The organism is Rurimicrobium arvi (assembly GCF_039540495.1).
GTDB classification, from domain to species: Bacteria; Bacteroidota; Bacteroidia; order Chitinophagales; family Chitinophagaceae; genus Rurimicrobium; species Rurimicrobium arvi.
On record NZ_BAABEZ010000001.1, the window covers coordinates 291,884 to 315,301 of the forward strand.

Below are 23,418 nucleotides of genomic sequence, written 5' to 3' on the forward strand. Positions count from 1 at the left end.
TCGAAACATGAAACTCAGAACAACCATTGTGCTCAGCACCCTGAGTATTGCACTACTGGTCCTTTCCTGCGGCGGTTCGTCCGAAGCACCTCAGGCTGGCGGTGCCGATGCAAAAGGTGTGTCCGGCGAAGCCATATTTGCGGAGAAATGCGCGATGTGCCACGATTTTAAAGAAAATAAGATCGGTCCCGCCCTGCAGGGAGTGGTGGCCCGATGGAATAATGACAGCACACGCCTGAAGTCGTTCATCCGCAACTCGCAGGCCTTTATCAAAACAGGCGATCCCTATGCAAATGAGCTGTATGCCAAATGGAACCAATCTGTAATGCCTTCTTTTGAAGGATTGTCGCCCGAAGAACTCGACGCCGTAACGGCATATTTGCAGTAACTTAGAGCAGTTAATATTTCGGTAATACAGGCTTAATAATTACATAATCGTAGACTAACCTTTAAAATGAAAACTCGGTGGTAACATTGCAACCTGATATGATGCAGGAATTACCGGAAAAAATTCTGATTGTAGATGATGAACCGGACATCATCGAATTTATTAGCTACAATCTTAAGAACAAAGGCTATCTCATAGAGACCGCCAACAATGGCTCGGAAGCCATTCGCAAAGCGAAGACGTTCCGACCGGATCTCATTCTGCTGGATATGATGATGCCTGTAAAGGACGGTCTCACCACGCTGCGTGAGCTCAGGATCATGCCGGATTTTGAGGAAACACCGGTTATCTTCCTTACCGCGCTGAGAGATGAAAAATCTGAAATCACGGGGTTGCAGACTGGCGCGGATGATTACATCACCAAGCCGATAAAGCCTGAATTGCTGGCAACACGCGTAAGCGCGGTGCTGCGCCGTATGAAGAAAGACCGTGAAGCGGAAGAAAAGATCACGCTGGGCGACCTGGAGATCAACAAAACAAAATTCACTGTCACCTATAAAGGCCAGGATATTGTATTGGCCAAAAAGGAATTCGAATTACTCTCGCTGCTGGCATCCAAGCCGGGAAGAGTATTCCTCCGCAATGAAATCTTACAACGTGTGTGGGGTACCGAAGTGATCGTGGGCGACCGTACGATTGACGTACACATCCGTAAGATCCGCCAGAAAGCCGGCGTCGATTTTATTACTACCGTGAAGGGAGTAGGATATAAGTTCGAAATGGAATAATTTTATCCGGTATATGTCTTCATTACTTGCCGGGAAAAATGTTTCACTGCGTCTGCTTGCATTCGTCACCGCTATGCTGGTGGCGCTGCTCATGGCGCTGATTACCTTTATTGCCACCAAAGATGTCAAAGACGCCGGGCTCATTACGCTCGGCGCTTTTGTTGTGGTATTTGCCTTGTACTACTATACGGTGGAACGGTTCGTGTACCGCAAGATCAAGCTCATCTATAAGTTCATTTATCAGACCAAAGCCACCAAGCGCGAGGAATTTTTCTATTCCAATATCCTGCCGCAGAAATCCATCGAAGAGGTAAGCGCCGATGTGCAGCAATGGGCAAAGCAGAAACGTGATGAGGTAGAATCGTTGCAGATGAATGAAGAATTCCGGAAAGAATTCCTGATGAACCTGTCGCATGAGCTCCGCACACCGATTTTTACCATACAGGGTTATGTGGAGACATTGCTGAACGGCGCAATAGACGATGCTGCCGTAAGTAAAAAGTTTCTTTCCAATGCGGCCAAAAGTATCGACCGGCTCGTGCGACTGGTAGACGATGTCGATGAGATTTCCAAGCTGGAATCCGGGCGTATGCCGCTCACACCCGAAGCTTTTGTGATCCAGGACCTCGCAAAGGATATTTTCGAGGAGTTCTCACTCAAGACACAGTCGCGGCATATGAAGCTGGAGTTTAAGAAGGGCACGGAAGGAGCATTGAAGGTGTTTGCCGACAAAGGGAAGATCCGCCAGGCATTGGTGAACCTGATTGAGAATGCAATCAAATACGGGAATGAAGGTGGTACAGTATCGGTAGGATTTTATCAGTTGGACGATAACCGCGTATATGTGGAAGTATCTGACGACGGACCAGGTATCGCTGAAGAACATTTACCCCGCATCTTCGAACGTTTTTACCGTGCCGACAGAAGCCGTAACAGCGCCATAGGCGGGACGGGCCTCGGACTCGCGATCGTGAAGCATATTATCGATGCTCATGGTCAGACGATCAACGTCCGTTCCAAACTCGGTGTGGGATCTTCATTCGGCTTTACATTGGAGCGAAGGGGATAATGCATTTACGCATCAGAAGCGTTTGCGTTTCCCGCTCACCCGGAACAGTTGCTTGTTCCAGCCCAGCAACAGCAGCGCGAACAGAGCGATGCACACCAACGCTACTATATTGATCTGAACGATAAAAGCATGGATACTGGCGGCCACAAGTACGGACTTCGTACGTTCTGCCGCGAAGCTCAGTATAAACGAGAATACGATGCACAGGGCGAAGAAAATCCAGAAACCTCCGTACTGATCGAAGCTGCGGAATACCAGCAGGTGCCAGAAACTCCATAGCACCCCGGAGACAATACTTTTCACTACGTAGTTTGTACGCCCCAGACTGTCGATCAGATAGCCCCGCCAGGCATACTCTTCCATAATATTGTAGACGAGGGCAAGCGAACAGAACAGGAAGGCCCATACATGCCGGTTCATACCGTGATGGTTGGAGATACCGTAAACAGTATAGCAGCCCAGCAGCACCAGCGGAAATAACAGGCTCCGGACTGGCCGATCACCCAGCAACGTGATCTGTTGCCTTATACCGCCGTAACGATAAAACAACAGTGCAACTGCTGCCGTTACAAGGCCGTGATTGTAATTAAACGGAAATTGTACATCTGTCACCTGCCCCAACAGCAGCTCCAGCAGGTTGGGAAGCTTCCTGGCGAAATACGTTGCGGTAAGAACGGTTGCATAAAACAATAAAATCTTCAGCAGGTTTATTGCGGGAGCGGATTTGTGTGCGTTCATGGAAAGGGCTTAATACTGATTGTTTTCAGCGTGCGATGATCTGCTCCTGATCCGTAACGCCGGCAGGACCTTTGATTAACGATAACCGCGCTTCAGCTATGATTATTTGATGGAAAACCGGACAAGCATACTGGCCTGTATCTTCATTTTCTGAAATTGGATTTCGCTGCTGTCCTCTGAACGCGTCATGCCGTCGCTGTTCGGTTCAGACTCGCGCTTGTTCATGACCACATTCGCCAGCATAACGCCGGGGTAGTAGTCGTTTTCCTTAACGATAAGTGGTTTGCCCACCTGCTCGCCCACTGCACGCAGCAGGTAGTCGGCCTTGTCTTTCGCCGCTTTTATGGCTTCTATCTTTATGGCTTTTTTCAAACTGTCCATTTTGGAATAGTCAACGCGCGCTATCGACGCGTCTTTGATCTGCAATCTGTCCAGTTCCGGGAATACCTGTCCCACAGCCGCCGCGCTGCTCACTTTTAGCGTATAATCTTTCGCAGTCAGCACATCTTTTTTCGCCCAGCGTACTTTTACATAGTCGGCGTTTGCATCTGACAGATACAGGTTAGACAAATCGATGCCCAGTGATTGCAACGAACTTTTGAGCTTCGCTTCCTGTTCTTCAATAGTAACTTTATTCTTGTTGTATTCCTCCTGCAGGCGAATACTGATGTAGATCTCATCCGGTACAACTTCTTTTTCCGCGGTTCCGGTTACTTCAACATAAGGCGGTTCCAACTGCTCCACCGTTCTTGTTTGCGCGAATGTCAGTGTGCCGGTACACAATAGTACCATCGTCAGTAAATGCTTCATAGTTTTTATTTTGTGGGGTGAATGTGAGGATACGAAGTTCCGGTATTCGTGAGAAAATCACAAGATGTCTTTGCCTTATTTGATACCGATTGCAAACAGACTGCTGCGGCTGATATGCGGCTTCGCTCATTTGGGGTAACGCGCTAAAAAAACGTCCCGCCTCAGAGGCAGGACGCAATGCTATACAATGGATAACGTTTTCACGTTTATGCAGATTCCTTACGTTTACTACGCGCTCTGGCCATACTGAGCAGGAAGCCGAGTACCATGATGATCGTTCCTGCCCACACCAGATTGATATGCGGGAATACGATCGCCTTCAGTACGATCCAGCGCTTGGCATCTGTAACATCCAGTATTTTCAGCTCTGCTTTTTCTTCTTCGGGGATGATTTTTCCCAGACGGATTACCTTACCGATGCTGTTCGACAGGGTATCATCAATGAAATGTTCTGCCTGGCCGCGGATATAATAGACCGGCTGTGCGGTCTGCAACAAACCTTCCAGGTTATACACATCCACTACAGCGGCCACACTTACATCGCCCGTCTGTGACTTGTATCTCGGATCCGAAACATGCGTATTGAAATCACGGAATACCACAAATGCATTACTCAGATACACCGTATCTCCCCGGCGCAGACGGAAGCTGCGGAACGTATCCTGCTGGTTTAGCGCCTCGTTAGGTTTACTGCTTACGGAGCTTACATAGGTAAAGATGTCGCGGTTGATATAATGTTTTGAATCCGGGTTGGGGGAGAGTCCCTGCTGCCCTTTCGGGTTCATGAATACATCCGGGTAGAGCGTGAAAGCTTCCAGCAATTTATTGGTGGCAGAGTCGCGCCGTTCGTAACGTACTTTGTAGAATACGCGGGGATCGCTCGTAGAGGTGGAATCTCCCTGATAGATGGCCCAATAGTCGCCCATCGCTACCGGAACACCTTCATAGAGCATCACGTTTTCGCGACTTTCTTTAGCTGCTTCACGCATGTCTGTTTTGCCCAGCGGCAGGAACGAACCAAGTGTGTTCAGCGAAATGATTTCTTTCTTGCGACCCGTGATCAGGATACCGAGCAACAATACGGCAAAACCGAAATGCGACAGCGACGGACCCATTTTCCTGAAAGATTTTTGCATGCCGAACGCATAGAAAACCGTTGCGGTAAGACAGAAACAAGTGGTGGACAGTAACACAATGAACTGCCAGCCGCTGATCTGCATACTCCATGCAATCACTGTGGTGAGTACTGCAGCTACCAGCGCCACAACACCCATACGGCCGGCGATTTTGCTGAGTTGTGTTTGTCTGTACTTAAGATATAAGACGCCTCCGCAGAGCAGCGCAATGAGTATCGCCACCCATATCTGGATATTGTTGTAATGTGCAACAGGGTCTACAGGGGGGGCTATATCCTTGCCGGTTATTTTTTTGGCCAGCGGTGCCCATATAGGTATTGACGTGGAAATGCTGATCTGAATGGAAGACAGCAGCAACAGGAAAGAGCCGATGAACATCCAGAATTCACGTGTCCATAACTGCTCTTCCGTTTTTACGGTCGGTATTGTTTTGCCTCTGCGGATCAGCAGGATGATTCCCGGCAAACCGATCAAGGCAATGAAAATAAGCAGTTGCCAGTAAAGCGATTTTCCCTCACCTGTAAACGCATGCACCGAAGTGTCGCCGAGCACGCCGGTACGCGTAAGGAAAGTGGAATACCAGATAGCCACATAGCAAAGAATATAAAACAGGAACGTGATCTTCAGGCTGCGGCCGGTGGAGCGGTACACTAATATCGTATGCAGTGCAGCCACCATGATCAGCCAGGGAACCAGCGACGCGTTCTCCACGGGATCCCATGCCCAGTAACCGCCGAAGTTTAGGGATTCATACGCCCATGCTCCTCCCATCATGATACCCGTTCCGAGCACAGCACCGGAAAACAGAGACCAGGTAAGCGTCGGCTTTACAAACGATTGATATTCCCCTTTCCATAAAGCGGCAATCGCGAATGCAAAAGGGATCAGCGTGGAGGCAAAGCCCAGGAACAATACAGGGGGATGGATCACCATCCAGTAGTTCTGCAACAGTACATTCAACCCATTCCCGTCCTGTATCAGGCTCAGGTAATTGGCCTGCTGGAATATAGGAGCCGCCTGCATCTGATGACGCAGCAGCAGGAAAGGAGAAGTGCCGATCTGTATATCCCCGGGCAGGTAAATACCCAATACCGTTGTGGCAAGGCAGGCCTGCACCAGTGCAATAACCGTCATCGTGCGGCTTTCCAATCCCTTAGCCGAGAACATCACTACGATGCCCAGCATGCTGTGCCAGAACGACCAGAGCAGGAAACTTCCCTGCTGGCCTTCCCAGAAGCAGGAAAGCAGGTATTTTGAGGGCAGACTTTTATCGGAGTGCGCGTAAGCGTAATGGTATTCAAACAGATGATGCGTAATGATATAATACAGCGTGATGAATATCGCGATAATGGATGCTGTATGAATGATGAAGCTGTTCCTTGCCAGGCTCATCCAGCGTTGGCTGGCTACCGGATCTTTCGATTCGGTGCGGGCGGCTGAAAAGTACGCGAACATACTCAACAGGGACGCTACAAAAGAAAGAACCACGAACAAATGCCCCCATTGGCCGGGCAGCAGGTGTTCTCCGATATATTGTGTCTGCAAAAGCTTGTGTTTAAGTGAAATTAGGAAGCGTTACCCGTGGCGATCTGATCGTTCTTATACTTGCTCGGGCATTTCATCTGTATCTGGTTGCAACGGAATGCATCGCCTTCCATCTTTCCACGCATGACAATTTGCTCCGATTTTTCAATATCCCTGGGCTTCTCACCGTTAAAGATCACTTTACGCACTTCACCCGATTTGTCCTTCACCATAAAGCTGCAATGGTTCGGATCGATCTGCGGATCATATTGAATTTTGCGGTCGCCTTCCAGAACACCGATTACATACAGTTGTTTTTCAGGGTTTTGTGCTGCGGTGCCAAAGGTTTCGTAAGTACTGAAATCGCCGAACATAACGACAATAAGGCAAACGGCAGCCGCCACAAGGATCAGCAGGGCGATGTGTGTCTTTTTCATAAAAAATGGTGTGCGGAACGGATGTCCCTGATGTTCACAAAATTACCTTTTTTAAGGCTTCGCAAAGTTAATCGTTTCTATTGTGGGATTGATTTTAGTTTTAATTTTGCACTTCGCCCGTAAGGGTCATTGCTAAAAAAAATATATTATCTGTGGACCTGTCCAAATTCGACCCCAATTCTGTGGGACTGAAGACCAATAATATTTTTGGCCTTCCTTTTTCAATTGATGATGCCGCACTCGTACTGCTGCCTGTACCCTGGGAAGTAACGGTTTCCTACCGTAATGGTACCGCCCGGGGTCCCGAAAACATTTTTAAAGAGTCGCTGCAGGTAGACTTGTACGATGCTGATGTGAAGGATGCCTGGAAGCAGGGGTATTACATGCTCCCGGAAGACCGGAATATCCGTAAGAAAAGCAATTACCTGCGTCAGTGTGCAGAGCTCATTATCTCCTGTCTTTCTGAGGGCGGCGATGTGAACTGTAACAATCAGCTCGCCGGTAAGCGGAAAGAAGTGAATGAAGGTACCAGGATGATGTGCGACTGGGTGTATGAAATGTCGGCAAACCTCCTGAAAGAAGGAAAGCTTGTGGCCCTGGTAGGGGGCGACCACAGTACTCCGCTCGGATTGATCCGTGCGGTGGCCGATCAGCACGAGGAGTTCGGTATCCTGCAGATCGATGCGCATGCCGATCTGCGTGATGCATACGAAGGATTTACCTATTCACATGCATCAATCATGTTCAACGTGCTGAAAGAAGTACCCCAGATGAAAAAACTCGTACAGGTGGGTATCCGCGATTATTGTGATGAGGAAGTGGCGGTCATCGACGATAACAGCGACCGCATCAGGACTTTCTTCGATGCGGATATTAAAGCGCGGCAGTATGAAGGAGAGACCTGGAAGACTATCTGCGACGAGATCGTTGCTGCCCTGCCACAGAAAGTATATATCAGCTTTGATATCGACGGACTGGATCCGAAACTGTGCCCGGATACGGGAACGCCGGTTCCGGGTGGTTTTGAACTGGAGCAGGTATTTTACCTGTTTAAAAAAGTACACCAGAGCGGTCGTAAGATCATCGGCTTCGATCTCAACGAAGTATCCTGCGGCGAGCATACCACGGATGGCATCGATGCGATCATAGGTGCGCGTGTGCTGTATAAAATGTGTAACTATTTAGTGGCGAGTAAAGACCGTTAAAATAGATTTTATAAAAGAAAGCCGCCCTGTTGTCCGGGGCGGCTTTTTGTTTGCGCAATAGGGTGCAGCCTTCAACTGACGCTCAAAGTTCCGGTACTTCGGAACTGCTGTCCGGAGAAGAAATGTTACACGGACAGCCCGGCTATTTTTGGTGAAGACAAAAGCTGTTCCCGTCCGGGTCTTTAAACCATGCAAATTTCCCCCAGGGAGTTTCATCGATCTTGCCCATAGCAATCCCTTTTTGTTCAAAGTCTCTTACCGCTTCTGCAATATTGTCTGTAGCACAGATGATCCCCTGAAAGCTTGCCAGTGAAATCGTTGTATCACAGCCGGGAAGTCCCATCTGTATCCAGGTGTCACCATGTGCGCCGGGTGCTTCCACAAGCACTTCAAAGCCGAGGCTCAGGTAAAACTCTTTTGCTTTTTGCCTGTCCGCAACAGGTATCATGATAATTTCTACCGATTTCATATGTGTCTTTTTATGGTTACCACGCAAAGGTATTCAGGGTAAGTCTGTGAACAGGCGGGCGGAAGCGACAATACCACCGGCTGTTTGCGACAGCCGGATGTTGTAACTTCCGCAGATGAAACATGTGTCCATTTTGCCGCTTCACGACGGTACACTGACAAGTATCGACAGCGCGTATCAGTTGTTCAGCCGGGTAAACGACTTTATGAGATATCAGGGGAAGCCCGTCTTCTATGATATTGAGGTGGTGGGCCTTACAGAACAGACGAAACTTTCCGGCGGACTATACACCATTAGCTCAGATAAGACAATTCAGAATCTCAGGAAAACCGATGTGATTGTGTTGCCCTTACTGTGCGGCAATTTTCAAACAGCGATCCGCGAAAATGAACCATATACAGATTGGCTTATCGACCAATACAGGGGAGGCGCAGAAATTGTGTGCCTGTGCGTGGGCTCTTTTTATCTGGCTTCGATCGGGCTTCTGGACGGACGCAAGTGCGCTGTTCACTGGGCGGCCAGGAATGAGTTTGCCGCGATGTTTCCAAACGTGAATGTTATCGATGATGCGATTATAACCGACGAAGGCGGCATTTATACCTGCGGCGGCAGCTACGCCTACCTGAATCTGATACTGTACATTTTCGAAAAGCATTGCGGCAGGGAAATCTCGATACTCGCATCCAAAATGTTCGAGATCGATATAGAGCGTAAAAGCCAGAATCCCTATGCAATATTTATCGGGCAAAAGAACCATGGAGATGAAGCGGTATTGCAGGTACAAAACCGGATAGAAAGTCACCCAACGGACGTATATACACTCGAAGACCTTTGCCGGATGGTCAATGTTGGAAGGCGCACCTTTGAACGACGGTTCCGGAAATGTACGGGAAACTCGATCGTAACCTACATTCAACGGGTCAAAGTGGAATTCGCTAAAAAGCACCTCGAAGCAGGAAGAAAAACCGTGAATGAAATTGTTTATGAAACGGGCTATAACGATGTAGATTCATTCAGAAAAGTCTTTAAAAAGTACACAGACCTGACTCCGACGGAATACCGTAGAAAGTATGCGGCCCGAACTCTGTAAGGCAGTCAGTGATTTTCTGCTGAATAAGGCAGGGAGCTATGTCGTAACGGGAAAGGATAATTGCAAACCGTCTGCCGCCGGGCGCTTAAAAATTTGGATGTCCCCGTGATGCGTGTACGATGTATATTTGGTCTCGCCCTTATCGATCAATGAAAATGAAAAAAATATTACTGCCGGTTGCGATCCTATGCTCGTTGAAGACGTTTGGACAGAATTCTCAGGATTATCTTCAGCGCGGAATAGAGAAGCACAAACACCAAGACTTTAAAGGGGCCATTAAAGAATACGATCTGGCGATAAAAGAGGATAAAGCAAATAGGGATGCCTACTATAACCGGGGTAACTGTGAGCTCGCCGTTAAGGATTTTCAATCTGCAACAGCAGACTTCAGCAAGGCTATCGAACTGGATCCTGATTTTGAAAAGGCCTATTATGGCCGGGCTTCGGTATCGGTGAGTCAGGAAAAATATGTAAATGCATTGGCTGATCTGGACAAGACAATTGATCTGGATCCGTCCACTCCGAATGCGTTAACGCTTCGCGGACAAATCAGGGCGCAATCCGGCAATAAAGAGGGTGCCTGCGACGACTTTAATAAGGCAAAACAAATCGGAGATAAACAAGCGGACAAATATATTTCTCAATATTGCGATAATACGCAATTGTCTGTTGAATCATTAATGCTAGACTGGCCCGATAACGAAAACTGGAAAGTCGGGAATAGTCAGGAAAATGAGAAAATAGCTTTGGTCGAAATAATTCATGCTGACGAAACGCTGGAGTCCTGGACCGAAATGGGAACCATGATGTCCATTAAAGGTGCAAAGAATATTCCAATGGATCAGGCAATGACGATGATGTTTGATCAGGCAAAGCAGCATGCACCCAACGCAAAGCTTACTTTTATTGAGAAAGACGAGCATGTTACTTATCCCTGGATCATTTTTATGATTGAATCGCCTGGTTTCAAAGAGGATAATACGCCCGAATCACAACTTTGGTATATCACACAGGGCAAAACAGCCTTATACACAAACTTCAGAGCAGTGAAGCAATCCTCAATCAGACCCGAACAGAAACGTAAATGGACAAACTTTTTCAAAACCGGAAGAGTTGTAAACAGATAAGGTCACCGCATTTACAAGTAAATATGATAATGCAAAACAGGCCCGGAACAGTGGTTCCGGGCCTGTTTGCATTGATACTGTATTGCTTCCTACCTCGTAATTACGAGTCTTGTCTGCTGTACCTGATCGTTACTGATACATTGAACGCTGTACACTCCTGTGCTGAGCTCTGAAGCCGACAGGCTGATCCTGTCCGTAAACTGACCACTCATCACCATCCTTCCGAACGCATCAAACACGCGGTACTGCTGCCGGCCTGCACTGCGGATCGTAAAGTTGCCATTGGCAGGATTCGGGAATACGCTCAGAGTGCTTGCTTCACCGGAAACAGATTGGATATCCGTTGTAAGGGCGGGGCTGTAGCAGGGGATACCCACGGAATTGCAGATCATGGTATCGCAACCACGGCAGGTATCGATAATGCGCAGGCAAACCGTGTATTTACCCACTGTTGCATAATGGTGACTTACCACACGTCCGGTAGCCACACTGGAATCGCCGAACGACCACAAGTATACGAGGCAGCTGTCGGTGTAAGGTTTTCCGCTTGCATCCAGCGGACGATGTCCTTCAAATGTCCAGTTGCTGCAGGAGTCAGATTTAGAGGACCATCCGTCCGGTAAATTGCAGGCTTTGGGTGCACTGACACACGTTACCGAAACTTTTTTGCAGATGGTGGTATCACAGCCGAAGCATAGATTTTTTACTTTAAGGCAGACAATATAAGTGCCGGTTGCGGTATAAGTGTGGGTAATAAGACGGCCTGTTCCGGAAGTGCCATCCCCGAAGGTCCAGGTGTATTGCAGGCACGAATCCGTGTACGGTTTTCCGCTGGAGTCCACCGGATTTTTTCCTTCAAAGGAGAAATGACCACAGCTGTCGGACGATGACCAGCCCACAGGCAGTGTACATCCGGAACTGATACAGCTCACATATACTTTCTTGCAGATGATCGTGTCGCAGCCTTTACAGGTGTCCAGGACGGTCATACATACGTTGTAAGTGCCGCCCGTGGAGTACGTATGAGATGCGATGCGCCCGCTGGCCGTATAACCATCCCCGAAGTTCCAGGTATATTTCAGGCAGGGGTTGGTGTATGGTTTACCGGAGGAATCAAGCGGGTTGTTGCCTTCAAAATGGTAGAAAGGACAACTGTCTATCTGCGACCATCCGCGCGGCATTTTACACTTGGTAGGGTAATAGCAGGAGACTGTGACGGTTTTGCAGATAGTAGTGTCGCACCCACGGCATAAGTCCTGAATTTTCAGGCACACATAGTAGGTGCCGTTTTTGGTATAAGTATGCGTAACGATCCGGCCTGATGCAGTAGCGCTGTCGCCAAAATTCCAGGTATATTTAAGGCAACTGTCGGTATAGGGCTTACCGGAACTGTCTAAAGGTTTATTGCCCTCGAATTGAAATACAGGACAACTGTCTATTTGTGTCCATCCTCCAGGCAGTTTACAACCGGCATAACTATGCCCGGCTGAAAGAAATGCGGCCAGCAACAGGATGCATGCGGCCCAGAATGTTTGCTTGCTCATGGGTAAACTTTTTTCAGGATTAAAAAGGTGGATTTTTGAGTTTTCAGAATCGTTTTTTATGAATACATCTTACAGAGACGCAGGTAGTGACCTGTTTGTTAGTAATATTTTTTAAAATTTAAAAAAAATCATGCAATTCACGGCCCGTTTCTAAAGACGCCGGAGGCCCCGTTAGCGTTGGCTTCGGAGTAGGTGTATTTAATATTTAAGTATTTTTTATATTTATTATGATGAGCTGGCACGTATTTACCGGAAACGCTCCTCTGCGCCCAGTCCGAACAAAGCAAAATCATAGAGGCAGGGATCTGCTTCGTTGATACTCCGGAGTTGCTCCGTAAGCGCAACCGCATTCTTCCAGTTTGATTTTGTATCGGGCAACAATCCGAACCGGAAAGCCACCTGCGCCACATGCACGTCCAGCGGGCATACCAGTTGCGCCGGTTTTATCTTTTTCCAGAGTCCGAAGTCCACACCCTGATCGTCCTGCCGTACCATCCAGCGCAGGAACATATTGATGCGTTTGCAGGCGGATTGCCGTTGAGGAGTAGCAATGTGCTTGCGCGTGCGCTCGGGGTGCTCCAGGCTGAAGAAGTAATTATGGAAATGAATCAGGGCCGGACCGGTATCGGTTTCGCGGTAACGGGCGGCTGGTACAAATGCAGCCTCCAGACTTTCATGATGCGTATAGTGATGGCGCAGGAAAAGGATAAAGTATAACAGGTCGGTTGCGTTAAACGTACGGTGCGCGAACTGCAGCATAGGTTTGAGATCTGCAGCATTGTGATGCAGGATAAACGCATGCGGGGCATTGTCCATCCAGTCCATTATACGATTGCTGCTGTTGATGATAGCGGTGCGGTTACCCCATGCCAGCACAGCCGCAAAAAGAGCGGCGATTTCTATATCCTGCTTGTGCTGAAAGCGGCGCGGAACACTTACAGGGTCTTTCTGAATAAATCCGGGCTGGTTGTATTGTTTCGCTTTGGCCTCCAGCAGCAGCCGTAATGAATCTTCCATAAAACACAAAGTCCTGTCCAAAGGTAAACCCGGACAGGACTTGATTGTGTGTTTTTTAAAGGTGTTTATTGTGCAGGGGCGGGAGCCGGAGCATTGGTGCCTGATGCAGGCGTAGCTTCGATGGCCGGAGCGCCGGTATTTTCTTTCTCAGTGCAGTTGGGACAGGGACAATCTGCACCACCGCTGCAGGTCACCACGCCATTCTCTTCTTTACAGCAGTCTGTAGCGGTGCTTCCCTCACAACAGGCAGGCTTTGCAGATGCTTCGCCGCTGATGAGTTGTTCCAGCATTGCTTTTTTCTCCTGCTGGTGCATGCGGATGCTGTCTTTATGCAGCGTGGCAAGGGTGGGTGCAATTACCAGCGCAACGATAGACATCAGTTTGATCAGGATGTTCATGGACGGACCGGATGTATCTTTAAACGGATCTCCAACCGTATCACCGGTTACGGAAGCTTTGTGTGGTTCGGATTTTTTATAGTAAATCTGTCCGTTGATATCCACACCTTTTTCAAAAGATTTTTTCGCGTTATCCCAGGCGCCTCCGGCATTGTTCTGGAACATACCCATCAGTACACCACTTACGGTGGCACCTGCCAGAAATCCTCCCAGTACTTCAGGTCCGAAGACAAAGCCGATGATCAGCGGAGAGACGATAGCAATCGCTCCGGGCAGCATCATTTTTTTGATGGACGCTTCTGTGGAAATCGCCACACATTTCTCATATTCAGGTTTGCCCGTTCCTTCCATAATACCCGGGATCTCACGGAACTGGCGACGTACTTCTTCCACCATGGCCATTGCCGCTTTACCTACTGCAGTGATCGCCAGAGAAGAGAAGATGAAGGGGATCATGCCACCGACAAATAAACCGGCAAGTACATCTGCACGATAAATGTCAATGCCATCGATCTTGGCAATACCAACGAATGCCGCAAACAGCGCCAGGGAAGTAAGCGCAGCAGAGGCGATCGCAAAACCTTTACCGGTTGCAGCGGTTGTGTTACCCACAGCATCGAGTACGTCGGTTCTTTCTCGAACCTCGGCCGGCAATTCACTCATTTCGGCAATACCCCCCGCGTTATCTGCGATAGGCCCGAACGCATCGATCGCCAGTTGCATAGCAGTAGTAGCCATCATACCCGCAGCGGCAATAGCCACTCCGTAAAGACCGGCACAGATATAAGAACCGAAAATGCCCGCAGCAAGTACGAGGATCGGAAGGAATGTGGATTCCATACCTACGGAAAGTCCGCCGATGATGTTCGTGGCATGACCTGTCGAAGACTGACGGATGATGCTCATTACCGGGCGCTTGCCCATCGCGGTATAATATTCTGTGATGATGCTCATCAGGGTACCTACAGCCAGACCGACCATGATAGCGCCGATCACACCGTTCTGCGTAAACTCATGTCCGCGCAGCGTCATCGATTCCGGCATCAGGTATTTTACAAGGAAAACAGAAGATACCGCAGTAAGCACGATTGATCCCCAGTTGCCCATATTAAGTGCTCTCTGCACCGGTGCAGTATTGATGCCCGCAGTATCCGAGATACGCACGAACCAGGTACCCACCATAGAGAAAATGATACCCAGACCTGCAATCAGCATCGGAAGCAGGATAGGCGCCATTCCGCCGAAGTTATCCATGGAAGTGGTTTCACGACCCAGTACCATTGTTGCCAGTACCGTTGCCACATAAGAACCGAACAGATCCGCGCCCATACCGGCTACGTCTCCCACATTGTCTCCTACGTTATCTGCGATGGTGGCCGGATTACGCGGATCATCTTCCGGAATGCCTGCCTCTACTTTTCCTACCAGGTCAGCACCTACGTCCGCAGCTTTGGTGTAGATACCACCGCCCACACGGGCAAACAAGGCAATGCTTTCCGCACCCAAAGAGAATCCGGTAAGGATCTCAATCGTACGCTCCATTTCTACGGAATCGACACCGGCCTCAGGAGCGAAAATTGTTTTCAGGATAATAAATAAAGAACCGAGTCCGAGTACTGCCAGACCCGCAACGCCCATACCCATTACAGAACCGCCGGTGAAGGAAACCTTCAGTGCTTTGCTCAGACTTGTTTTAGCGGCTTCCGCCGTACGCACGTTCGACTTGGTTGCGATACGCATTCCGATAAAGCCCGCAAGCGCGCTGAATACCGCACCAATCACAAATGCCAGTGCAATAGACCAGTGCGACTTTTCATTGCTGGACCCCATAATGCCAAGCAGAATGGCCGCAATGATCACGAAATAGGACAGGATTTTGTACTCTGCTTTCAGGAAGGCCATTGCCCCTTCTGCGATGTACTTGGAAATTTCACGCATGCGGTCTCCGCCGTCGCTTTGCTTCGTTACCCACGCACTTTTGATGAACGTGAATAATAATGCGACTATCCCGAAGACTGGTACCAGGTAGAATAATGAGTGCATAATTTATAAAATTGTTAAAAAATAAGACGGACAAATGTAGCCGCTTTACCAAGAAAATCCAAGAGGAAAATATAAATCTGTAAGCTGTCTGCACAATAGTTTCGCTCAGTAGATATATACGCTGTAAACCGCGCACCAAATGGGTAATATATAAGACCTGTATAAAATTTCTGTAACGAAGTTGTAAGCGCGCAAAAGGAGCTTTACACTATGAAAAAGCACATTATATTTTTAAACGTTTTACTGCTGGCTGCGCTTGCCGGCTTCTCTTCATGCGAAGTGATCGGAGGAATTTTCAAAACCGGAGTATGGGTAGGGGTATTGATTGTTGTAGTGCTGATTGTAATTGTGGCCGCCCTGTTTGGCCGTTCCGGAAAATAAAAAAATAAAAGCTACCGCTTATGCCGGTAGCTTTTGCCTCTGACTCTGTCCGACAGAGCCCGGTATTTTTGTTACTACATGTTGAGGTAGTTCATCAGTAATTTGTAGCGATCCATAATATCGTTTTCGATCTTACGGTCGCCGAATGTATCCATCACGGTGTATTCAAAACGTTCAAGCGCCTGAACCACGCCTGCGAGGTCGAGGCTGTTGGTTTTTATCGTCACTTCGAGTTTTGCAGTTCCGGGGTTCGTTACTGCATGAACGCCGAGGATCATCACCTGCTCATTTTCGCAGATTCTAGCGATCTGTGCAAGGCTGTAATCGCGCGTGTCCATTTCGAGCACGATGATACCTCCGCTTACTTCGGTGCTGATGCTGTCTATCAGGTATTTCAGCAAAGTGTCTTTAGTGACGCACCCTGCATATTCTCCGTCTTCGAACAGAACCGGAAGAACAGACAGCTCGTGCTGATGGAGGACGCGTATCGCTTCGAAAGGGTGGGCGAGAATCGAGATGGCGGGACGGAAATGCTCGTACAGATGCGGGTTCATTTCCACCGGATCATCTTCATGCTCCTGCAGTTCTTCCAGTTCCAGCAGTCCGAGATAGCGACCAGATTCCACCACCGGCAGTTGTTTCAGCTCCGATGCGAAGAAAAGGGATTTGATATATTCCATGTCATCCGAACCACTGATAACGGGAACCTCTGACGAAAGCAATTTATTAAGCAGCATAAAGTGAGGGTTTGCGGATTAGATGAGTCAAACGCTCTTTTAGTTTAACGCACTGCGTATAGTAATCGTATATGATGCTATGCAGGATTTTTATGCCTGCTCAGGAAATCGGTCAGAATCACATTGAACTCGCCCGGAACTTCCATCATCGCAGCATGCCCGCACTTGTCGATCCAATGCAGTTCTGATGCAGGTAACAGCTTATGGAATTCCTCAGCCACCATCGGCGGAGTGATCGTATCATTCTGTCCCCATATCAGGCAGGTAGGCACTGTGATCTCCCGGAGTTCTTCCCCGAGATTGTGGCGTATGGCCGATTTGGCCAGCGCTATGATCTTGATAACTTTCAGACGGTTGTTCACGATACCGTACACTTCATCCACAAGCTCTTTCGTGGCAATCTTCGGATCGTAAAATGTAAGCTCTGTTTTCTTGCGGATGAATTCGTAATCGCCGCGTTTCGGATATGTTTCGCCCATTCCGTTTTCAAACAGACCCGAGCTGCCCGTAAGTATCAGGCTGCTCAGCATATCCTGGTGCTTGAGCGTATACACCAGCGCAATATGACCGCCCAGAGAATTTCCGAGCAAGTGCATTTTTTTCAGTCCTTTCGCTTCGACGAATTTGGTAAAGTGCCGCTGCAGTCCGGAAACCGAAGTTTCCAGCAACGACAGATCGTATAAAGGCAGAATGGGAATGATAACCTTGTGTGTCTTCTTAAAATGGTCCACCAAATCCATGAAATTGCTTAAGGCGCCAAAAAGGCCATGAAGCAACACCAATGGTTCGCCTTCGCCCTCTTCAACATACCGGAATTTCCCAAGCGTTTTGATTTCGTATTCCATCAACTTCAAATTGTGTGATGCGCTAAAAGTACAATTCTTGCCTTAAAAAAATGATTTTTTTTCTGCACCGGAATCAATCTTCATACAGGCTTAACGCACTATCCGGAGTTTTGCGTAGAACAGCATGATCTTTTTCTGACCATGCCCTGCACCGAAGTCGATCGTTGCAATCGGGTTATTGCTGCTGCCTTCTATTGTGAGGACCTGACCGAAGCCAAATTTCTGATGTTCCACTTTCATGCCTTTTTGTATCTCGGCCGGATCGTCCGCTGCGAAATCCGCTGACGGCGTATGTGCTGCTGTGGATGTGTTTTTCTGAAGCTTATCCGCAAGCTGTTTCAGGGACGGCACTTTCTCGAACGATTGTTCCTTCTGTGCAAACCTCGGCCCGAATGACGGGCGCTGCTGATTGCCTGCAGTGCCGGTGTAAGCTGTCTCCGAATATTCAGACGGGATCTCATCCAGGAAACGGCTCGGTTCATTCGACACAAGGTTGCCGAAACGGTAGCGGCTGTTTGCATAGGTGATCCAGAGACGTTCTTTCGCACGTGTCACCGCTACGTAGAACAAGCGGCGTTCTTCTTCAAGTCCCTCGCGGTCATACAGGCTCATCGTGCTCGGGAACAGGTTTTCCTCCAATCCTACCGAGAACACGCAGGGGTATTCCAGTCCCTTCGCCGCATGTATCGTCATCAGGCGCACCACATCCTGGTTTTCGTCGTCTTCCTTTCCCACTTCCGTAAGCAGTGTGATCTGCTGCAGGTAGCTGCCCAGGCTCTTATCGGTCAGTTCGCCTTCCTCATCCGGGGTTTCGGTAAACTCTTTAATGGAGTTCAGTAATTCCTGTATGTTTTCATAGCGCGCCAGACCTTCCACGGATTTGTCGTTGTACAATTCGCGTACCAGCCCTGTATGTTTACCTGCGTTGAAAGCAATATCGTAAGCATTATCCTTCTCGAGGCTCGTCTGGAAACTCTTGATCATGATTACGAAGTTCTCTACTGCCGCCGCTGCAGCGCCTTTCAGGCCTGCGCCGACAGGGTTGTGCATTACTTCCCAGAGCGGAATGTTATGTTCGCCCGCAATGATAAGCATCCGGTCGAGGCTTGTTTTGCCTATTCCCCTCACAGGGTAATTGATCACCCGTTTGATGTTTTCTTCATCACGCGGATTCACGATCAGGCGCAGGTATGCAAGCATATCCTTCACCTCCTTGCGTTGGTAGAAGGAGAGTCCGCCGTAAATTTTATAGGGTATGTTTTTCTTGCGCAGGCTTTCCTCAAATGCGCGCGACTGGGCGTTCGTACGGTAAAGGATCGCGAAATCTTTGTTGGCGTAATGGTAGCGCAACTTCATTTCCGAAATCGTATCGGCGATGTACCGGCCTTCATCGTTATCGGTCATCGTACGTACAATGCGGATCTTTTCACCGGTGCCATTGTCCGTCCAGAGTGATTTCTCGATCTGGTTTTTGTTGTTGGAGATCACACGGTTCGCAACATTCAGGATGCTCTGTGTACTCCTGTAGTTCTGCTCCAGCTTCACCACATTCACGTCCTGGTAATCGTCTTTGAACTGTAAAATGTTCTGCACGGTCGCACCGCGGAAGGAATAAATACTTTGTGCATCGTCGCCTACCACACAGATATTCTCATGCACGGCACCGAGCATCTTGATGATCTGGTACTGGGATGTGTTCGTATCCTGGTACTCATCGATCAGGATATACTGGAATTTATTCTGATACTTGGACAATACTTCGGGAAACCGCACAAGCAATTCATACATCTTGAACAGCAGATCATCAAAGTCCATGGCGCCATTGCGGTAGCAGCGGATCGCGTAGCGCTTGTATATTTCGTGGATCAGCGGACGGTTCGAGCGCTCGTCTTCCTGGCGTATGAGGCGGTCTTCGGCATACTCAGCCGGTCCGATCAAAGCATTCTTCGCTGCAGAAATACGGTTGAGCACAAACGCCGGTTTGTAAGATTTATCGTCGAGGTTCAGTTCCGTGAGGATCGTCTTGATCACGCTTTTCGCGTCATCCGTATCATAGATGGTGAAGTTGCGGGGATACCCGAGTTTATCTGCCTCCACCCTCAGTATTTTGGCAAATACGGAGTGGAAGGTACCGATAAACAGGTTGCGCGCTTCCGAGTTGCCGAGGATATGCCCGATACGCTCCTTCATTTCAGCGGCAGCTTTGTTCGTAAACGTCAGTGCCAGGATCCGGAAAGAGTCGACGCCGCTTCTGATCAGGTGTGCGATGCGCGTAGTGAGCACTTTGGTCTTTCCGCTACCGGCGCCGGCCACGATCATCAGGGGGCCATTGATATGCTCTACGGCTTTTCTTTGGCTGTCATTCAACCCATCCAGGTAATTCTGCTGCATAAGCTGCAAAAATAGCACAGACTGCCCGCAAAAGATACAGATAAGGTATTCGGAAATGTAATCTTACACCTGCTCCCGCAGTTCCTCAGGATCAATACCGTTGTGTGTTTCTTCGTACACACATTCGCCGTTTCTGATCAGCAGCAGCTGAGGCGATTCATGATGCACTGCAAATGTTTCCGCGACCAGGTTTGAGATCGGACGATAGGTCAGCAGATCCAGGTAGTAATAATCCACACCTTCGATAGCAGTACCCCGGTCCATACGGGTTTTCGCCATATGACTGATACTGCAGCGGGTGCTGTGTTTGAAGATCACCACGGGGTGATCATGACTGTCGGATTTGATTTTTGTTAATTGATCGGCTTCGGTCAGCGGAATCCAGTTCATCTTTGCTACGATTATACTGCGAAGTTGGCGAATATTCCTGACATCGGCGCCCCGAGCGTTATATCCCGGTATTGAAAAGAATGATGAACCGGGAGCCGTTAGGTTAGAAGTATTACCGCTGCCTTTTCCGTTGCGGGTTTTGTAACTTCGCGGTCTAAATTTTGACCTGTGGCAGACATTATCCATCTTCTTTCCGATCATATAGCCAACCAGATAGCGGCGGGTGAAGTGATCCAGCGTCCGGCTTCGGCGGTGAAAGAACTGCTGGAGAATGCGGTGGATGCAGGTGCCACGGAGGTACAGCTGGTGATCCGCGATGCCGGTAAGGAGCTGGTGCAGGTGATCGATAACGGAAAGGGCATGTCCCCCACCGATGCGCGCATGAGCTTCGAACGCCACGCCACCTCCAAGATCAATAAGATTGAAGACCTGTTTTCTATCCGCACAATGGGCTTCCGGGGCGAAGCGCTTGCTTCTATGGCTGCCGTAGGACAGATGGAAATGAAAACACGGCAGCGGGGAACCGAACTCGGCACGCATATTGTGATTGAAGGAACGGAAGTGAAGAGTCAGGAACCCTGTGCGATACCGGAAGGAACCAATATCTGCCTGAAGAACCTATTCTTTAACGTGCCGGCCCGCCGCAACTTCCTCAAGAGCAACACCACCGAACTGCGCAATATACTCGACGAATTTACCCGTGTGGTGCTGGCTTTCCCGGAGATCGGTTTTCGTTACCAGAGCAATGGGGTGGATCAGTACCGCCTCACTCCCGGGAGCCTGAAGGCACGCATTGTGTCGTTGTTCGGCAATAGCTATGATAAGAAACTGGTGCCCGTCTCGGAGCAGACGGATTTCCTGAACATACAGGGTTTTGTGGGGCGCCCGGATGCTGCGATGAAGACGCGCGGCATGCAGTATTTTTTCCTCAACAAACGTTTTATCCGCTCCAACTACCTGAATCACGCGCTTACACAGGCTTATGAAGGACTGATCCCGAAAGACCAGTTTCCCGTATTTTTCCTGTTCCTTGAAATAGATCCGGCCCGCGTGGATGTGAATGTGCATCCCACCAAGCAGGAAGTGAAATTTGAAGATGATAAGCTGATGTATGCTTATCTGAATTCCGCTGTGAAAGCAGCCCTGGCCCGGAACAATATGGCGCCTGCCCTTGATTTCGACCTGAGCGCGGAAATACAGCACCTGCCTTCGGTACAGATGCCCCAGAGTCAGAAAGATGTGGACCGTGCGTCCAGCGGATACCTGAGCAGCACTTTCCGCGACCGTAACCAGGCGCATATGATCGAGAAAAAAGACTCGATGCAGCGCTGGAAGGAACTTTACGATTCTGCTGCATCAATTCCCACGCAGGCGGGCTTCCTGAATGCCGGAGCACCGGAACCGCAATCGCAGGCTGTACAACAGCAGGTATTCCCGTCCGCACATCCTACCGCCGCTTCAACGGCACGCCAGCACGTACTGCTGGTGCAGAACACATATCTGGTCAGCACGGTGAAGTCGGGACTGATGTATATCCATATCCGCAGGGCACTGGAGCGCATCTGGTACGAGCGCTTTATGGCCAGGTGGGAAGATGGCAAAGCAGCGTCGCAGCAATTGCTGTTCCCGATCAGCTACGAAGTGATGCCGCAGGACGAGCCGGTACTGACGGAGCTGTTGCCCGACCTGCAGCGGATAGGATTCGATATACACCATTTCGGCAAGCAGACATTTGTGGTACAGGGTATTCCTGTAGGTGTGCAATCTGGTGAAGAAAAGCTCATGCTCGATGAATTGCTGGAGCGCAACAAACAGGAAAATCAGGACATGGACAACGCTAACGCGCACACGATGATCGCAAGGCTGGCCCGGCGTATGGCAATGGCAGCCACAGATTATTCGGCGCACGAGAATCAGCAGGCGCTCATAGACGAACTGTTTGCCTGTATGCAACCGGAGTTCAGTCCGTTCGCTAAAAAGATATTCGGGGTATTGCCCAAAGACGACCTGGACAAATGGTTGTCCTAAGGCCTTGCACAGCGGATACAGATCCAGTTGTTGCGGGTGTGTGTCCCTTCCCAGCTGAATCCCGCAGCAGCCGCGGATTCGCGTATCACCGTTTCGTCTTCGGTAAGCAATCCGCTCATCAGCAGTGTGCCGCCGGCTTTCAGTAATCGTTGCATGGTCTGCATATACTGCAGCAGGATGTTGCGGTTGATATTCGCAAGGATCACGTCGAATGTTGTTCCCGCAGGGATCGCCTCGATATCCGTATCGCTTACACGCACACTCGCACAGGCATTGGTCGCACAGTTCTCCTGCGCATTTTCTATCGACCAGGAGTCGTTATCGATTGCCATTATGTCTACAGCTCCGAGTTTTTCCGCAAGGATTGCAAGCACGCCGGTGCCTGTTCCGAAATCCAGTACTTTTTTGCCCTTAAAATCAATATCGCCCATCTGTTCCATCATCAGCCTTGTGGTGGCATGGTGACCGGTGCCGAATGACATTTTGGGAGTGATCACAATTTCGTGTGCCACCTGTGGGAATGCCGGATGAAAATGTGCTCTTACCGCGCAGAAATCGCCAACGATCACAGGTTCGAAATTGGATTCCCACTCGGCATTCCAGTTTTTCGGTTCGATCACTTCCTGGTTCCATTCGCAGCTGATCAATTCTGCAAATACGCCTGCATTGAATTCCGATTCGGGAACGAACACAATCAGCTCATCGCTGAGTTCTTCGAAGCCTTCAGCGCCGTTTTCGGCCAGGCTTGCTATGAGTATATCGCGTTCATCGCTTTCTGCAATGGAGACGGTCAGCTTGTAATAATTCATTCGACGCTGTTTAAGGGCTGCTAAAAGAAAAAGCCACTTACGCGTAAGCAGCTT

The 23,418-nt window shown here is 49.2% G+C and carries 21 protein-coding genes; 8 read left to right on the plus strand and 13 right to left on the minus strand.

Annotated features, from left to right (window positions below; translation table 11 throughout):
- Window positions 1-7 precede the first annotated feature (7 nt).
- From ABD846_RS01250 to ABD846_RS01260, 3 genes are all read left to right on the plus strand, one after another.
- Entirely contained in the window at window positions 8-388 is a 381-nt protein-coding gene (locus tag ABD846_RS01250) for a c-type cytochrome (protein WP_344821858.1), read from the plus strand.
- A gap of 98 nt (window positions 389-486) precedes the next feature.
- Entirely contained in the window at window positions 487-1,176 is a 690-nt protein-coding gene (locus ABD846_RS01255) for a response regulator transcription factor (protein WP_344821860.1), read from the plus strand.
- A gap of 13 nt (window positions 1,177-1,189) precedes the next feature.
- Window positions 1,190-2,245, plus strand: a complete 1,056-nt coding sequence (locus ABD846_RS01260) for a sensor histidine kinase (protein ID WP_344821862.1) — start codon at window positions 1,190-1,192, stop codon at window positions 2,243-2,245.
- Between the two features lie 12 nt (window positions 2,246-2,257).
- Here the strand turns inward: ABD846_RS01260 and ABD846_RS01265 are convergent, their stop codons facing one another.
- From ABD846_RS01265 to ABD846_RS01280, 4 genes are all read right to left on the minus strand, one after another.
- Entirely contained in the window at window positions 2,258-2,983 is a 726-nt protein-coding gene (locus ABD846_RS01265; protein ID WP_344821864.1) for a CPBP family intramembrane glutamic endopeptidase, read from the minus strand.
- A 102-nt stretch (window positions 2,984-3,085) separates the two neighbouring features.
- Window positions 3,086-3,793, minus strand: coding sequence for an SIMPL domain-containing protein (locus tag ABD846_RS01270; protein WP_344821867.1), 708 nt, complete (start codon window positions 3,791-3,793; stop codon window positions 3,086-3,088).
- A gap of 206 nt (window positions 3,794-3,999) precedes the next feature.
- Window positions 4,000-6,474, minus strand: coding sequence for a cytochrome c biogenesis protein CcsA (ccsA, locus tag ABD846_RS01275; RefSeq protein ID WP_344821869.1), 2,475 nt, complete (start codon window positions 6,472-6,474; stop codon window positions 4,000-4,002).
- A gap of 20 nt (window positions 6,475-6,494) precedes the next feature.
- Window positions 6,495-6,890, minus strand: a complete 396-nt coding sequence (locus ABD846_RS01280; RefSeq protein ID WP_344821871.1) for a cytochrome c maturation protein CcmE domain-containing protein — start codon at window positions 6,888-6,890, stop codon at window positions 6,495-6,497.
- A gap of 152 nt (window positions 6,891-7,042) precedes the next feature.
- On the opposite strand from ABD846_RS01280, the gene ABD846_RS01285 reads away from it, so the two are divergent.
- Window positions 7,043-8,095: an agmatinase family protein gene (locus ABD846_RS01285; protein ID WP_344821873.1), complete on the plus strand. Its 1,053-nt coding sequence runs from the start codon at window positions 7,043-7,045 to the stop codon at window positions 8,093-8,095.
- Window positions 8,096-8,237: 142 nt separating this feature from the next.
- Here the strand turns inward: ABD846_RS01285 and ABD846_RS01290 are convergent, their stop codons facing one another.
- Entirely contained in the window at window positions 8,238-8,564 is a 327-nt protein-coding gene (locus ABD846_RS01290) for a VOC family protein (protein ID WP_344821875.1), read from the minus strand.
- 115 nt (window positions 8,565-8,679) lie between these two features.
- Here ABD846_RS01290 and ABD846_RS01295 point away from each other — a divergent pair, with 115 nt between their 5' ends.
- Both ABD846_RS01295 and ABD846_RS01300 read left to right on the plus strand, forming a co-directional pair.
- Window positions 8,680-9,654: a GlxA family transcriptional regulator gene (locus tag ABD846_RS01295; protein WP_344821877.1), complete on the plus strand. Its 975-nt coding sequence runs from the start codon at window positions 8,680-8,682 to the stop codon at window positions 9,652-9,654.
- A gap of 155 nt (window positions 9,655-9,809) precedes the next feature.
- Window positions 9,810-10,781 carry a tetratricopeptide repeat protein gene (locus ABD846_RS01300; RefSeq protein WP_344821879.1) on the plus strand — a complete coding sequence of 324 codons (972 nt, stop codon included), beginning with the start codon at window positions 9,810-9,812 and terminating at the stop codon, window positions 10,779-10,781.
- Window positions 10,782-10,870: 89 nt separating this feature from the next.
- Here ABD846_RS01300 and ABD846_RS01305 read toward each other — a convergent pair whose 3' ends face one another.
- The 3 genes from ABD846_RS01305 to ABD846_RS01315 form a co-directional block, all read right to left on the minus strand.
- The gene (locus ABD846_RS01305; protein WP_344821881.1) at window positions 10,871-12,325 is read right to left on the minus strand and encodes a T9SS type A sorting domain-containing protein; all 1,455 of its coding nucleotides are present in this window, start codon (window positions 12,323-12,325) and stop codon (window positions 10,871-10,873) included.
- 246 nt (window positions 12,326-12,571) lie between these two features.
- Entirely contained in the window at window positions 12,572-13,342 is a 771-nt protein-coding gene (locus tag ABD846_RS01310; RefSeq protein WP_344821883.1) for a TIGR02757 family protein, read from the minus strand.
- A 65-nt stretch (window positions 13,343-13,407) separates the two neighbouring features.
- Window positions 13,408-15,783, minus strand: coding sequence for a sodium-translocating pyrophosphatase (locus tag ABD846_RS01315; RefSeq protein ID WP_344821885.1), 2,376 nt, complete (start codon window positions 15,781-15,783; stop codon window positions 13,408-13,410).
- 210 nt (window positions 15,784-15,993) lie between these two features.
- Between ABD846_RS01315 and ABD846_RS01320 the strand changes: the two genes are divergently transcribed.
- Window positions 15,994-16,164, plus strand: coding sequence for a phosphatidate cytidylyltransferase (locus ABD846_RS01320; protein WP_344821887.1), 171 nt, complete (start codon window positions 15,994-15,996; stop codon window positions 16,162-16,164).
- Between the two features lie 74 nt (window positions 16,165-16,238).
- Here ABD846_RS01320 and ABD846_RS01325 read toward each other — a convergent pair whose 3' ends face one another.
- The 4 genes from ABD846_RS01325 to ytxJ form a co-directional block, all read right to left on the minus strand.
- Window positions 16,239-16,901: a CBS domain-containing protein gene (locus ABD846_RS01325; protein ID WP_344821889.1), complete on the minus strand. Its 663-nt coding sequence runs from the start codon at window positions 16,899-16,901 to the stop codon at window positions 16,239-16,241.
- A gap of 77 nt (window positions 16,902-16,978) precedes the next feature.
- Window positions 16,979-17,746: an alpha/beta fold hydrolase gene (locus ABD846_RS01330; RefSeq protein WP_344821891.1), complete on the minus strand. Its 768-nt coding sequence runs from the start codon at window positions 17,744-17,746 to the stop codon at window positions 16,979-16,981.
- Window positions 17,747-17,836: 90 nt separating this feature from the next.
- Window positions 17,837-20,137: an ATP-dependent helicase gene (locus ABD846_RS01335; protein ID WP_344821893.1), complete on the minus strand. Its 2,301-nt coding sequence runs from the start codon at window positions 20,135-20,137 to the stop codon at window positions 17,837-17,839.
- 63 nt (window positions 20,138-20,200) lie between these two features.
- On the minus strand, window positions 20,201-20,527 hold the full coding sequence (gene ytxJ, locus ABD846_RS01340) for a bacillithiol system redox-active protein YtxJ (protein ID WP_344821895.1): 327 nt from the start codon (window positions 20,525-20,527) through the stop codon (window positions 20,201-20,203).
- Between the two features lie 168 nt (window positions 20,528-20,695).
- Here ytxJ and mutL point away from each other — a divergent pair, with 168 nt between their 5' ends.
- Window positions 20,696-22,555, plus strand: a complete 1,860-nt coding sequence (gene mutL / locus ABD846_RS01345) for a DNA mismatch repair endonuclease MutL (protein ID WP_344821897.1) — start codon at window positions 20,696-20,698, stop codon at window positions 22,553-22,555.
- On the opposite strand, the gene prmA is transcribed toward mutL, so the two are convergent.
- A complete protein-coding gene (gene prmA / locus ABD846_RS01350) occupies window positions 22,552-23,364 on the minus strand; it encodes a 50S ribosomal protein L11 methyltransferase (protein ID WP_344821899.1) in 813 nt (270 codons plus the stop codon). The genes mutL and prmA overlap by 4 nt on opposite strands.
- Window positions 23,365-23,418 lie beyond the last annotated feature (54 nt).